The sequence below is a fragment of the Ruminococcus sp. NATIVEDY161 genome, assembly GCF_045819895.1.
Taxonomy (GTDB): domain Bacteria; phylum Bacillota; class Clostridia; order Oscillospirales; family Acutalibacteraceae; genus Ruminococcoides.
The window spans coordinates 903,492-916,315 of sequence record NZ_CP162392.1; the positions used below are offsets into that span (position 1 = coordinate 903,492).

Consider the following 12,824-nt stretch of genomic DNA (forward strand, 5'->3'; position numbering starts at 1 on the left):
TTTTGCCTGACCGATAATTTGGTCAGGCTTTTATTTTTGCCGTAAGGCTTGACTTTATCGAATTAAAGTGGTAAATTATTATATTGGGTATATTAGGTTACATTAGGAGGATTTTAAATGATTATAGTATTAAAACCATCAACACCGCCCGAACAAATCGCTCAGTTCACCGACAAGCTTTGCACCGACTACGAGGTCAAGGTTAACCGCTGGGACGGCGTTCATTCGACCGTGCTCGGACTTATCGGGGACACTCACACTGTCGATATCGAGTACATCGACGCTCAGGATATTGTCGAGAGCGTTAAGCGCGTTCAGGAGCCTTACAAGAAGGCTAACCGCAAGTTTCATCCCGAAAACACCGTTATCAAAATCAACGACAACGTGAGCATAGGCGACGGAAGTCTGCACATTATGGCAGGCCCCTGCTCGGTTGAGAGCGAGGAGCAGATTGTGCAGATTGCAAAGGAAGTAAGCGTCTCAGGCGCTACACTGCTGCGCGGCGGCGCGTTCAAGCCGAGAACCTCACCCTACGCCTTTCAGGGCTTGAAATCCGAGGGACTTGACCTGCTGAAAATCGCGAGGAAAGAAACCGGACTGCCCATCGTCACCGAGATTATGCGCACAGAGCACATTGATATGTTCGAGAACGTAGACATTATCCAGGTCGGCGCGAGAAATATGCAGAACTTTGACCTGCTCAAGGAGCTCGGCAAGACAGACAAGCCGATTTTGCTTAAGCGCGGACTGAGCGCGACGATCGAGGAATGGCTGATGAGCGCCGAGTACATTATGGCAGGCGGCAACGACAAGGTTATTATGTGCGAGCGCGGAATCCGCACCTACGAGACCTACACCAGAAACACCCTTGACGTTTCGGCAATTCCGATTATCAAAAAGCTCTCGCACCTGCCTGTAGTTGTGGATCCGAGCCACGCATCGGGCAAAAGCTGGCTTGTTGAGCCGCTTGCAATGGCGGCGGTTGCGGCAGGCGCCGACGGGCTTATTATTGAGGTTCACAACGATCCGTCTCACGCGCTCTCGGACGGCGCACAGTCGCTCACCCCGAAGCAGTTTGACGGCGTTGCAAAAAAGATTTTTTCACTTAAAAAGGCACTTTAATAACACCGGAGTAAATTTATGGATAACTTAAACGCAGCAGGCAAGGCGCTCTTTGAGGAGATTAAAAGCGCTCCGCCTATCCCCGATTCATCAAACGCAAAAATCGCATATCAGGGCATTAAGGGCGCAAACAGCCACGACGCCGCGCTGAAGCTTTTCCCCGGCAGCGAGCTCAAAGACTATCCGGGCTTTGCGGACGTTTTTGAAGCTGTCGAAAGCGGCGAATGCGCGTTCGGAATTCTGCCTGTGGAAAACTCAACGGCAGGCTCGGTTTCCACCGTATTCGATTTAATTCTGAAATACAGATTTTACATCGTAAAGGTTCTCGGTCTGCCGATAGACCACTGCCTTGCAGGGCTCAGGCAGGCTGAGTTTTCGGATATCGAAAAGGTAATATCCCACCCTCAGGCGCTTTCGCAGTGCGCGGAATACACCGAAAAGCACGGCTTTCAGACTTTTTCGTGGTCAAACACCGCCGTTGCCGCACGCGACACCGCCAAGGAAAAAAGAATTAATTTGGCAGCAATCTGCTCCCCCAACGCGGCGAAGGAGTACGGCTTAAAAATTCTTGACAATCATATTCAGGACAATCCGTACAACTCAACACGGTTCATTGTAATTTCCAAAAAGCTGTTTATTGATGAGAACGCAAACAAGGTAAGCCTTTGCTTTTCGCTTCCACACGAATCGGGCTCGCTTTACGCTATGCTTGGACGTTTTAACGACCTCGGACTTAACCTGACTAAGATTGAATCGAGACCGATTCCCGGCAAGGAATTCAGATATCTGTTTTACCTTGACTTTACCGGCAGCGTAAAAAGCGAGGAATTAACGCAGCTTTTATGCGGACTTTGCGGGGAAGTGCCCGAGTTCAGTTTTCTCGGCAACTACGAGGAAATTTCTGCTTTTGATGAGGAGAAATAAAATGGAACTGACAGTCAGACGAGCCGAAAATCGAGATATACCCAAGCTGCTCGAGCTGCTTGTTCAGGTCGATATGGTTCACCACAGCGGCAGGCCGGATATCTTCAAAGGCCCTGCCACAAAGTACAACGCGCAGGAGCTCGAAACCATAATCGCCTATGATAAAACGCCTGTTTTTGTCTGCGCGGACGGCAAAGGCGAAGTGCTCGGTCATGCGTTTTGCATACACAGGCAATTTACCGACGACTCGGTGATGACCGACATCAAGACGCTTTATATCGACGACATCTGCGTTGATGAAAATGCTCGCGGCAGACACGTCGGCAAAGCGCTTTACGATTATGTAATCAACTACGCAAAGAAATACGGCTGCTATAACGTTACGCTAAACGTTTGGAGCTGCAACCCCTCCGCGCTAAAATTTTATGAAAAGATGGGACTTGTACCGCAGAAAATCGGTATGGAAAAAATCCTTTAAAATCACAAAAACGTCAACCCAAACGGATTGACGTTTTTATAATTTGCATTTTCCGCAGCGCGTACAGCCGTTGCATATCATTTTCATTCCGCAGGTTTGGCACTTTTCCGAAAAATACGGAGTGTATAGCCTTTCCTTGGCAATCGGTATTCCGAGCGGATTTGTCAGCTTGAAATTTATCGGCTTTCCCTCATAACTCAGTCCCGATTTGTGAGCCTGGTTCGACTGGAGCTCACTGCTCTCGATACGGTACATTTTGCCGTCCTTGACGAACCGCCTGCCCGTTCCGCAAAATACAAATTTTACGCCGAATTCCTCACACTCGTCGCGCAGGCGCTTAACCCATTCATAATGGCACGGACGAGCTCCCGAGTAGTTTTCGCCGTCGCAAAGCACCTGCTCAATCTGCCCGAAAGGCAGATATTTTTTTATGCTTACTTCACCGATAAACGGCGCGCACATTATGCCCTTGTGCTTAAACGGCAAATCCAAAAGTATGGGTATTCGCTCGTCGGCACGCTTTTGATTTTCACAGCTTACGTTAAAAAATACATTTTCCCAGCCGTCGCCCCAATCATACGGCAAATGGCCGCGCACTCTTTCGGGGCGTTTTGTAAGTAAAAAGAACACAACGTCGGGGCGCCTGCGGATAATGCTCCATGCGTCATCGCGCCATTCGTCGGCTTCTTCAAGGAAGAAATCCGAGGTCATACACACCCTGAGCTGTTCGCCGCTCTGAACCTTGTAATTACCCTGTCTGTCCTTTGACAAGGGATAGCGAAAGCCTGCCTTTGTTCGGTAAATATCAGCGCCGTTTTTGCCGCGCTGTCCGTCCAAAAAATACATATAGCAGTTCTGACAGCCTTCGCTGCACTTTTTACAGCCGTGCCATGGGTTCCAAATGTCGTGCAAAACCTCACCTCCCTATTTTTACTAAAGCTTTATTATACCAATCTTCATTAAAAAGTAGACTTTCTACTTTTTAATAGCGCCGTAGGCGCGTCAAGATTGTATAAGACGGCAATTGCGCTTTTGCGCAATTGGAAAACGCGCCAAGCGTTTTCTCTCTGATAGAAAGTTGTCTACTTTCTATCAGAGAATAGTATTAATCCGCCGAGCAAACCGCGGCACAGCATATATCGCTGCAGCCGCACTTGCTTAAAATCTTTGTGCACTCGGCAAGCGTACTGCCTGTCGTGATGATGTCGTCGATAAGCAAAACGCGCTTGCCTTTGAGCATTTCCTTATTTATTGGGCGGTAAACGCCCTTAACATTCTTTCTGCGTTCAGCGCCTGACAAGGTATGCTGAACCTGATTTTTCTTGTACTTTTCAAGCGAATGAATATATTTTGTGCGCATTAAATCCGCGCACTCCTTTGCGAGCAGCTCCGACTGATTGTAACCCCTGTTAAGCTTCTGCTCCTTGTGCATGGGCACGCAGGTGATGTAGTCGAAATCCAAATCCGTACCGGCGCTTCCGAGAGCCGTGATTATCGCAAACGCCAACGCCTTTGCATACTGGGCGCGATTGTGAAACTTGAACCTCTTAACCGCCTCGGCAAAGTTGTCCTTATACAAAAACGGCGCAATACAGCGGTAGCCGCCCTCGATGTAGGTGGTGATTGGAATTTCGGGAAAATTTTTACTACATTCGTCGCAAGCATATCTTTGAGGGTCAATCACGATGTCGCAGTACGGACAACGCACAGGAAAAAACGAATTCAAGGCAAACTCGTACAACCCTTTCAGCTTGTATTTCATCTAATCACCCCTTAATAACTCAGTTAAACAACGATTGATATATTCTTAAGTCGCTGTCACCGAAAACGTTAAAGATTACTTTGATATCACTGCCGGTTTCAGCTTTATACTCACGAACCGTACTGAGGGCGATTTTCGCGGCTTCTTCCTTAGGAAAACCGAACACGCCCGTGCTGATACAGCAGAAAGCTATGCTCTTAACGCCGTTTTCCTCGGCAAGCTTAAGGCAGGATAGGTAGCAGCTTTTCAGCAATTCGCAATCCTTCTCTGTCAGCCGTCCGCCGACAATAGGGCCTACGGTGTGGATAACGTACTTGCTCGGCAGGTTATAGGCAGGGGTGATTTTCGCCTGACCTGTAGGTTCTTCATACCCCTGAGCAGTCATAATCTCGTTGCAGGCAGCTCTGAGCTGAACGCCTGCAAAGGTGTGAATAGCGTTATCAATACAGCCGTGGCACGGCGAAAAACAGCCGAGCATTTGGGAATTCGCGGCGTTAACAATCGCGTCGCATTTAAGCGTTGTGATGTCGCCCTGCCAAAGGTAAATATCGCCATCGACAGGCTGTAAATCGTCGATATCCGTCACGCCTTTTTCCTTAGTCTGCTGTCGCAAATACTCGTCCTGAACGCGAATAAACTCATCACTGCAATTCTTTGGCATTCTGACGTTGAACAGCGAACGCAAAAGCCGCTTGCGGTTGTATTCGTCGTGTGGAATATCCGCCGCTTCTCCGCGTTCAGCGAGCATATATTCTATCAAAAATCTTTGTCTTTCCGCTTGTGTCACGTTAACACTCCCCTATCCGTTTAAATCCTCTCTCACAAAGTGAGTGCCCTGCCACGGTTCAATTTCGGGCAGACCGAACTTTTCTTTTCCGAGGGCGATTGATTTGAGCAAAAACGCCATATTCCGCGCGAGGGTTCTCATTGTCTGCATACCCTCGGCATCACAAGCAGCTTCGCCCGGTGCTCTGCCGTGAACGCAGTTCCAGTACTGGCTTGAAACAACCGGCATACGGCTGATTGTAAAGTACTTGTTTAGCTCGTCGAAGGTAGCCGTACAGCCGCCGCGCCTTGCGACAACAATGCTCGCGCCGACCTTCATTGTCTTGTCAAAGGAAGTGCTGTAAAACAGGCGGTCAAGGCAGGCAATCAGCGTGGCGTTTGCAGAGGCGTAATACACCGGAGAAGCGACAATCAGACCGTCGGCGCTCTCGAACTTTTCGGCAATTTTATTTACCTCGTCATCAAAAACGCAATGTCCGAGCTCCGCGCAGCGGTTGCAGGCGATACAGCCGCGAACCGCCTTGTTGCCGATTTGCACAACCTCGGCTTCTATATTTTCTTCCGCGAGAGTTTTAACAACCTCGTCAATCGCGATTGAGGTGTTGCCGCTCTTGTGCGGACTTCCGTTGATGATTAAAACCTTCATAATATCCTCCTAATTCTTCTTAATATCGTTTATAACCGAAAGCGGACCGCCTGTCGGATAACCATCTGACAATCCTGTTCGGTCAATTAAAATTCCGTTTTTATCGTAGTCGGGATGAACCATAATCTCGGTATATCCGCGGACAATCCCCGACTGCAAGTCCGCCGATCTCCCGAAATATTCGGTTGTGATAAAGCCGTTTTCACGCCAAAAATTATTTGATATTCTGCCTTCGGTAATAACAGGATGTTCGGGCGTATCATAGGTGCGGTTAAGACGGATTTGCCTTATCCCCTGCTCCCTGCAAACGCGAGCGATAATCGGCGCTAAGTGCTCAATGGTGTGGATATAGTGGTGGGAATCCGCCCTGACGACGTTTATTCCTGCCTGCTTAATTCGCTCAGCCTGCGCCGAAAGCTCAGAATACATGGCGTTTTTCTCGAATTCCGTAAGCGGTCGCGGTGAACGAATATACTCCTTGTGAAAAACTCCGTCTCTAACAAACGCGGTGATTTTTGTTATCTCCTTTGTCAGAGGTCTGCCCTCGGTGAGGTTAAAATGCACGCCGATTTTACCTTGGAAACCGCACTCGAAAGAAAGCTTTACAGCCTCGTCAAAGTACTCGCCGTTCGCCATCATTGTCGTGCCGTCAATCAATCCCCTGCCGAGCGCTTCGGCAATCGCGCATGAACAGCTCCGGTTCATACCGTAATCGTCGCCGTTGATAAACAGGCGCATATTCTCACCTCTTGCTTTTCCTTTTTTTAGGCGCAGGCAGTTCGTTTACCATCGCATTAAACAGCGCAGCCAAAAACTCTTTGTCGTCAAGGTTATCTACCAAAAGCATTTCCTTTGCGCCTTCATACGGCAGTTCGAGCGCGGCGTCGGGCATTAATTCTTTCGCTGATTTTGTCTGCTTTACGAGGAACCTGTCGTCGTAAATTCCGCCGATAACCTTTCCCTGATAATAGATTATGTACTCGCCCATCATCGCTCTGTGCGACACGTCGTCAAGCTTAGAGAGCTGCTCGAGCACAAAGTCAAGATATTCCCTTGAAGAAGCCATATTTATACCTCTCAATCAATATTCTCAATATTCTACGCGGAGATTTTCTACGCCGTACCTCTCCTTAAACTCCTGCTCATCCTGCTTGTTGCGGATTAGCATTACCTCGGTAAAGTGTCCGCCGTTTTTATCCCTAAAGCCTGCGACCTTTTCACCTGTGCAGATTGAGCTGCGGATAACCGCGTACTGCGTTTCGGGATTAAACGGCTTTGTATCAAACCGCTCTGTTTTGAAAATTGAAAATTTGCGTTTCTTCATACCGCAGTCCCCCACTCTTTATATGAAAATCCATAACTAAATTATAACCAAGATACGGCGATAAATCAATAGGTTTTATACGTATGAACTAAATCAAAAAATATCAAATTCAAAATGCGAAAAATTTAATTTCAGCATAGACAAGCAGCGTATGATTTGATACAATAATAACATAAAATCAACGGAGGGTTGAAAATGAGCGTCATCGGAAAGCAAATCAAGAAATACCGCAATCAAAAGAAATACACACAGGAAAAGCTCGGAAGCCTTATAGGCGTAACAACTCAGGCTGTTTCAAAATGGGAACGCGGCGGTACGCCCGACGCGGAGGTTTTGCCTAAGCTTGCCGACGCGTTAGGGGTAAGCATTGACGCGCTGTTTGGCAGAGAGGAGCAGGACATAAGGCTTACGCTGATGAAAAAGCTAAGCGCTATGCCGCAGGATGAAGCATTCCGCTCTGCGTTTAATTACTGCTGGTCGCTTATTTTGGGTCTGTCCGGCGACGAGAGCTTGACGGAAGATTTTGCCGATACCTTTACCGGTCATCCCGAAAAAAGCGATAAACGCAATAATTACTTTTCTAAGCTATTGTGTGACGACGGCTTAGCCTTGGCGCGGATTACAGACGATTTTCGCCACTTTTTTCTGATGATACGTCCGCAGGAAGAAGGTATTTTGTCGCACTTTGAAAGCGAAGACGCCATCAGGCAGGTTTTTGCTTTGTTCGCGGATAAAAAAACTCTTAAAATCCTCTACTATCTTTATACGGTATCCGATATTCCGGTCACCGCGCCGCTCATATCTCAGGGCACCGGACTTGAACCGCACGACGTTGAACGCTGTATGAAAACGCTCTGTGACAAACAGATTGTACATCCGATGAAAATCGCGTCCGTCGACGGAGAGATTAATTCTTATATCATCCGCTTTGAGACAAACGTGCTTCCGCTGCTTTGCTACGCGGACGGAATCGCCAAGGGCTCTCCATACCCTGTTTTCGGTATTTGCGATAGAAAAAAACCGATTTTTTAAACCGATAGTTTAATTTGGCTCCTTATGATTTAATGTTTATGTAAACAGTTGCTTGATATACGTCGGCAGCTGTTTTATTATATAGATATAAAGGCAACACCGCACACCTGAATTATGCGGTATTGCCTAAAATTTACGTGAGGAGTGTTATTATGAAAAAAATATCAGCGATTATATTAATCATTGTTATGATTGCTTCTTTTGCCGGATGCGGTTCTAAGTCTGCGGAAAGCTCTGCGGCTTCGTCAACGGAAGTACAAACTACAGAAGCCCTGGCAACACAGCCTGAGACTATTACGTCGGATATGAAAAGCAAGCTCGATAAGGTATTGACGGACTTGAACTACAAAGGCGTTCTTCAAATTTCAAAGAGCGGCAGTGTTGTATATCAGTATACAAAAGGCAACGACGATAACGGCAAGCCGCTGACGATTGGCGCTTCAATGCCGATTGGCTCGGTCTCAAAGCAATTTTGCGCGGCTTGCGTTATGCTGCTTTGCGACCAAAAAAAACTCAGTGTTGACGATACGCTGGACAAGTATTTTCCCGAATATAAAAACGGAAAAAAGATGACAATCAAAAACCTGCTTAATATGAGCTCCGGACTGACAAACTTTCTTGAGCTGATTAATCCGGTTGACATAGGCACAAACGAGAAGGAAAATATCCAAAAAATCAAGAAGGCTATATTTGACAAAGAGCTCATCTTTGAACCGGGCAGCGATTATCAGTATTCAAACTCAAACTACTTCCTGCTTGCGGATATTGTTGAGCAGGTAAGCGGAGTTACCTATAAAGATTATCTCAGAAAAAACTTTTTTGAACCGTTTGAGATGACCCACACCGGCTTTACCGATGAAGTAACGGAAAATCACGAGTGGACTTTCGCTCTATCCAAAACGAAATCAATAGAAGAAGGTTTCTACAATCCCGGAATAACCAAGGGTGCCGGCGATATTGTATCAAACGCTGAGGATATGGACAAATGGATGCGCGGACTGAGCGGAGGAAAGGTTATCTCTGCCGACGCGTTTAAGCAAATGACTCAAACCGTGAATCCGAACAGCACAGAGGAATACTGCTACGGCTTTTGGCATATGCCGTACGGCGGCTCGGGTCATAACGGACAGATTCCGCCGCATTTCGGAGCGGTTGATTATATCAATACCGAGCGTGACGTATATCTGTTCGCGGTGTCAAACACAGGCAGAGGAATGTCGTATGTACAGGAAATTCCGCAGACGCTGTTAAGCGTTTTGTTTGAACAATAAAGAAAATCGAGGAGCAAAGACTATGAAAAAACTCATCTCAGGAATACTGTGCGCGGTTATCTTTCTTTCAATATTGACAGCCTGCGCAGGCAACTCGGGAACTTCCGGCAGTTCAAAGGCTCAGAACAGCGCGGCTGCCGCGAAAACAAATGAGCAAAAGCTTCATACGCTGACGGTCTGCGCGGCTAAGGACGCAGGAGATATCACAGCGGTATTTCTGAATACATCAACCGGCAAAACCGCCGCAGTCAAGATGAAAAAGAACGGCGAGCAGGGCGCAAACAATATTTTCACTTGTCAGGGGGACGTAAACCTATACAATATGGTTCATGTTAAATTCGGCGAAAAGTCAAGTATGGACGTTGCGTTTAACAGCTTTATCAGCGGCTGGTACCTAAAAAAAGATGAGCTTCTTCCTTATATTACCGGCAAAGAGCCTGTTTATGACACTAAGTTTGAAACAAAGGCATTAAAGTTTGACGGACGTGATAAGCTCGTCTATATCTACACACCGCAAAATTATGATAAAAGCGCGGAGGATAAATACTCCGTCATCTATATGTTTGACGGTCAGAGTATTCTTACAACCGGCAAGGACAGGGGAATGGACAACGATACGGTTTGCTGGAACGTTGCCGAACACCTTGAAAGTATGATGTCTGTCACCGATAATAAGGCGATTATTGTCGGCATCGAAAACAATGACTTCTACAGATGGGATGAGCTTGTTCCCGATTTGGGCGATATAAATACCGAAAAAGAACCCGAAAACGTAAAGCCCGAGGAATTAACAAAAAAGCGCGGCTCTGACTTTGCGAACTTCGTCTGCGATACTGTTATGCCGTATGTGAACGAAAACTATAACGTCTATACCGACGCGGAGCATACCGCATTGGCAGGCTCGTCCTTAGGCGGTCTCGAGACCTTTTACACGGTTCTGTCACACCCCGACAAGTTCGGTACAGGCGGCGTGATGTCGGCGACCTTTGATATGTACGCCGACAAGCAGTGGACGGATTTTCTGAAAGATAAAATTAATATGGATAACGCGCCGTTTTTGTATTTTTACGCCGGAAGATATAACGGTGATAACGGCGACGTTTCTCAGACTATGTACAATCGCCTGATTGATGACGGATATTCAAAGGATAAGCTCGTGTTCAACAAAAACGAAACCGGCGAGCATATGATCGAGTATTGGAGAGGTATTTATCCCGAGTTCTTGGAGGCGGTCTTTACACAGAATGTCGCAGGCTTAGAGTTTGCCTCTCCCGTTCAGTATAAGGATACAAGCGATCCGCTTGAGAAAATGCTAAAAGAATTAGAGCTTGATCCAAGCAAAATCGAGCCGGGTTATATCTACTACGACAACAGCGAAACCAAGTGGGATAAGGTTTACGCCTACTGGTGGGGCGGAATGGCGTTCAACAGCTTCACAAAGGAACCCTACTACTTTTCGGAATGGCCGGGCTTTCAAATGGAGCGGATTGATAATTCCGATATTTACCGAATTAAAGCTCCGTGGGGAAATCAGGGAATTATTTTTGACTCGGGCGTTACCGACAGAGAGGTGTCCGAGGGTAAGGAAGCGTTCCAGACAACCGATATTCCGTACAACAACGACCTTATCGGTAAGCTTTACAAAATTGATATGTCCGTAGAACCGAAGGCAGATCCCGGTGTGATGAAATCAAAGCGCAGATATTCCGCCGGAAATTGGTCGGACTATTCAGCGGAAAAGTGATAAATTTACAGGCAACAGCCGGCGAATCAAACGGATTGATTCGCCGGCTGTTTAATGAAGAGGGGTTTATTGTTTTGTATTGGGAATTGTAACCTTCACAACCGTTCCGCCGCCTTCGCGCGGTGTGATTTTCAATGTTCCCTTGCACATCATATTAAGCCGCTGCTAAATATTAGCGAGTGCAGTATGAGGTTCATTGTCGGTAGACGGCTGATAATCAAGTCCGTTGTTTTCGACAATAATCTCGTTTCCCGAATCCGTCAGCCGTGTTTTGACATAGATATGCAGCGCCTCACCGTTTGGATCTAAGCTGTGCTTTACAGCGTTTTCCACAAGCGGCTGTAAGGTGAGCGGCGGCACTTTGAAATCTATATGCGGAGTGTCATAATCGACGCAGAGCATATCCTCATGCTGTGCCTGTTCCACGGCAAGGTACGCTTTGGTATGTTCGAGCTCGTCCTTGAACGGTACAGCTTCTTCGCTTGGACAGCCGTGAAGTTTTTGCGCAGATAGGTAGTGAAGTCCAGCGTTACCTGCTGCGCTTTGTCAGCATCCTGCTTGCAAAGGTAGTAAATACTCATCATCGTGTTGTAAATGAAATGAGGGCGCATTTGAAGCACCATAACGCTGGCACGCTGATTTGCAATCTCGCGCTGCTGATGAAAATTATGAATAATTTGGTCTGAGACAATGATATAGCACATCGAAAGCGCGCAGATACCTACTCCTGAGAAAAGGAACGGCACAATGTCGATGAACGCGTGCACGGTAAGGAAGCCTGTAAAAGGCAGCAAAAAGATTAAGAAAGCGACCAAATACCGGGTTGACAGTTTTTTTCGCCTGCGGATTAAGCCCACAATATTAACGAACATACCGAGTACCAGCGGAAGCATCGGCAATGGTAACAACGACGTGCGGATAAATTCATTATTAGGAGTTACAACATAGAACCAATTTGTAAACTGCCCAATACTAAGCGCAAAGAAGCAGATAAGCCAAAGCAAAATCACAGTGTGAAACAGCTTGCTGCTCTTAACGCTTTCTCCGCAGTAGTGCAAAAGCAAAATTGTAGGCAGAGGCACTAGAACCGACGCAAGTAAAGCTTCAAAGTATACGACAATCTTTTCTAAAATTATACTCACCCCATCATATATACAGCGCAAAAATGCCGCAGGTGCTTTTCTATGTCCTGCATAACCTTCTGCCGGTACTGCGTCTGTCTGTCGGCTTTTGCAATCATCACCACAACAGGCGAGGTCAGCTCCATGGCGAGAAGCGACGGGTCGTCCTGCTTGAACAAGCCCTCGTTCATCATATCTTCGATGATTTTGGCGTACATCTTTTGAACACCGCCGATTTGGTGGCGTGTGGTGATTTCGGCAAAGCGCTCGCTTCTGAACTGCTCACGAACAAGGAATTTTCGGATTTTCCCGATTATCGGGTCAAAAACGGTAAACTCCACCTTTTTCATAGCGATTGCAATAAATTCATCCCGGCTGTGCGGCAACTTGCCGAAATGCTTCTCAGAGCCGAAGCTCTCTTCATAACGCGCCTCTGCCGTGTCAATCAGCGCGTTCAGAATATCCTCCTTGCCCTTAAAGTGATTGTAGAGCGACGGCGCTTTAATGCCGCCCTTTTCGGCGATCTGCTCCACGCTCGTTCCGTCAAAACCGTTCTCTGAAAAGAGCGTCAGCGTTTCGTTCAGTATTTTATCTCTTGTCGTCATAATATCCTC

The 12,824-nt window shown here is 47.0% G+C and carries 16 protein-coding genes; 6 read left to right on the forward strand and 10 right to left on the reverse strand.

Annotated elements, in window-relative coordinates:
* Positions 1-117 precede the first annotated feature (117 nt).
* Genes aroF through AB1I50_RS04320 form a run of 3 tightly spaced genes read left to right on the forward strand, consistent with a single transcriptional unit; the run spans position 118 to position 2,524 of the window.
* Entirely contained in the window at positions 118-1,122 is a 1,005-nt protein-coding gene (gene aroF / locus AB1I50_RS04310; protein WP_407725009.1) for a 3-deoxy-7-phosphoheptulonate synthase, read from the forward strand.
* 18 nt (positions 1,123-1,140) lie between these two features.
* On the forward strand, positions 1,141-2,046 hold the full coding sequence (locus tag AB1I50_RS04315) for a prephenate dehydratase (RefSeq protein ID WP_407725010.1): 906 nt from the start codon (positions 1,141-1,143) through the stop codon (positions 2,044-2,046).
* Position 2,047: 1 nt separating this feature from the next.
* Positions 2,048-2,524, forward strand: a complete 477-nt coding sequence (locus tag AB1I50_RS04320; RefSeq protein ID WP_407725011.1) for a GNAT family N-acetyltransferase — start codon at positions 2,048-2,050, stop codon at positions 2,522-2,524.
* A gap of 36 nt (positions 2,525-2,560) precedes the next feature.
* On the opposite strand, the gene AB1I50_RS04325 is transcribed toward AB1I50_RS04320, so the two are convergent.
* The 7 genes from AB1I50_RS04325 to AB1I50_RS04355 form a co-directional block, all read right to left on the reverse strand.
* Positions 2,561-3,436, reverse strand: a complete 876-nt coding sequence (locus AB1I50_RS04325) for a DUF5131 family protein (RefSeq protein WP_407725012.1) — start codon at positions 3,434-3,436, stop codon at positions 2,561-2,563.
* A gap of 193 nt (positions 3,437-3,629) precedes the next feature.
* Positions 3,630-4,286 carry a ComF family protein gene (locus AB1I50_RS04330; protein WP_407725013.1) on the reverse strand — a complete coding sequence of 219 codons (657 nt, stop codon included), beginning with the start codon at positions 4,284-4,286 and terminating at the stop codon, positions 3,630-3,632.
* A 19-nt stretch (positions 4,287-4,305) separates the two neighbouring features.
* Positions 4,306-5,073 carry a protein-ADP-ribose hydrolase gene (locus tag AB1I50_RS04335; protein WP_407725014.1) on the reverse strand — a complete coding sequence of 256 codons (768 nt, stop codon included), beginning with the start codon at positions 5,071-5,073 and terminating at the stop codon, positions 4,306-4,308.
* Positions 5,074-5,085: 12 nt separating this feature from the next.
* Positions 5,086-5,718: a flavodoxin family protein gene (locus tag AB1I50_RS04340; RefSeq protein WP_407725015.1), complete on the reverse strand. Its 633-nt coding sequence runs from the start codon at positions 5,716-5,718 to the stop codon at positions 5,086-5,088.
* A 9-nt stretch (positions 5,719-5,727) separates the two neighbouring features.
* Positions 5,728-6,456: a ChbG/HpnK family deacetylase gene (locus tag AB1I50_RS04345; RefSeq protein WP_407725016.1), complete on the reverse strand. Its 729-nt coding sequence runs from the start codon at positions 6,454-6,456 to the stop codon at positions 5,728-5,730.
* A gap of 4 nt (positions 6,457-6,460) precedes the next feature.
* Positions 6,461-6,784, reverse strand: coding sequence for a TfoX/Sxy family protein (locus AB1I50_RS04350; RefSeq protein WP_407725017.1), 324 nt, complete (start codon positions 6,782-6,784; stop codon positions 6,461-6,463).
* 24 nt (positions 6,785-6,808) lie between these two features.
* Entirely contained in the window at positions 6,809-7,042 is a 234-nt protein-coding gene (locus tag AB1I50_RS04355) for an aspartate dehydrogenase (protein ID WP_407725018.1), read from the reverse strand.
* A 195-nt stretch (positions 7,043-7,237) separates the two neighbouring features.
* Between AB1I50_RS04355 and AB1I50_RS04360 the strand changes: the two genes are divergently transcribed.
* From AB1I50_RS04360 to AB1I50_RS04370, 3 genes are all read left to right on the forward strand, one after another.
* A complete protein-coding gene (locus AB1I50_RS04360; RefSeq protein ID WP_407725019.1) occupies positions 7,238-8,074 on the forward strand; it encodes a helix-turn-helix domain-containing protein in 837 nt (278 codons plus the stop codon).
* Between the two features lie 152 nt (positions 8,075-8,226).
* Positions 8,227-9,345, forward strand: a complete 1,119-nt coding sequence (locus tag AB1I50_RS04365) for a serine hydrolase domain-containing protein (RefSeq protein ID WP_407725020.1) — start codon at positions 8,227-8,229, stop codon at positions 9,343-9,345.
* Positions 9,346-9,367: 22 nt separating this feature from the next.
* Positions 9,368-11,089, forward strand: coding sequence for an alpha/beta hydrolase (locus tag AB1I50_RS04370; RefSeq protein WP_407725021.1), 1,722 nt, complete (start codon positions 9,368-9,370; stop codon positions 11,087-11,089).
* 165 nt (positions 11,090-11,254) lie between these two features.
* On the opposite strand, the gene AB1I50_RS04375 is transcribed toward AB1I50_RS04370, so the two are convergent.
* Genes AB1I50_RS04375 through AB1I50_RS04385 form a run of 3 tightly spaced genes read right to left on the reverse strand, consistent with a single transcriptional unit; the run spans position 11,255 to position 12,815 of the window.
* Positions 11,255-11,491, reverse strand: a complete 237-nt coding sequence (locus AB1I50_RS04375; protein WP_407725022.1) for a LytS family sensor histidine kinase — start codon at positions 11,489-11,491, stop codon at positions 11,255-11,257.
* Positions 11,458-12,231, reverse strand: a complete 774-nt coding sequence (locus tag AB1I50_RS04380) for a histidine kinase (protein ID WP_407725023.1) — start codon at positions 12,229-12,231, stop codon at positions 11,458-11,460. The genes AB1I50_RS04375 and AB1I50_RS04380 overlap by 34 nt, the downstream gene beginning before the upstream one ends.
* Positions 12,228-12,815 carry a TetR/AcrR family transcriptional regulator gene (locus tag AB1I50_RS04385; RefSeq protein WP_407725024.1) on the reverse strand — a complete coding sequence of 196 codons (588 nt, stop codon included), beginning with the start codon at positions 12,813-12,815 and terminating at the stop codon, positions 12,228-12,230. The genes AB1I50_RS04380 and AB1I50_RS04385 overlap by 4 nt, the downstream gene beginning before the upstream one ends.
* Positions 12,816-12,824 lie beyond the last annotated feature (9 nt).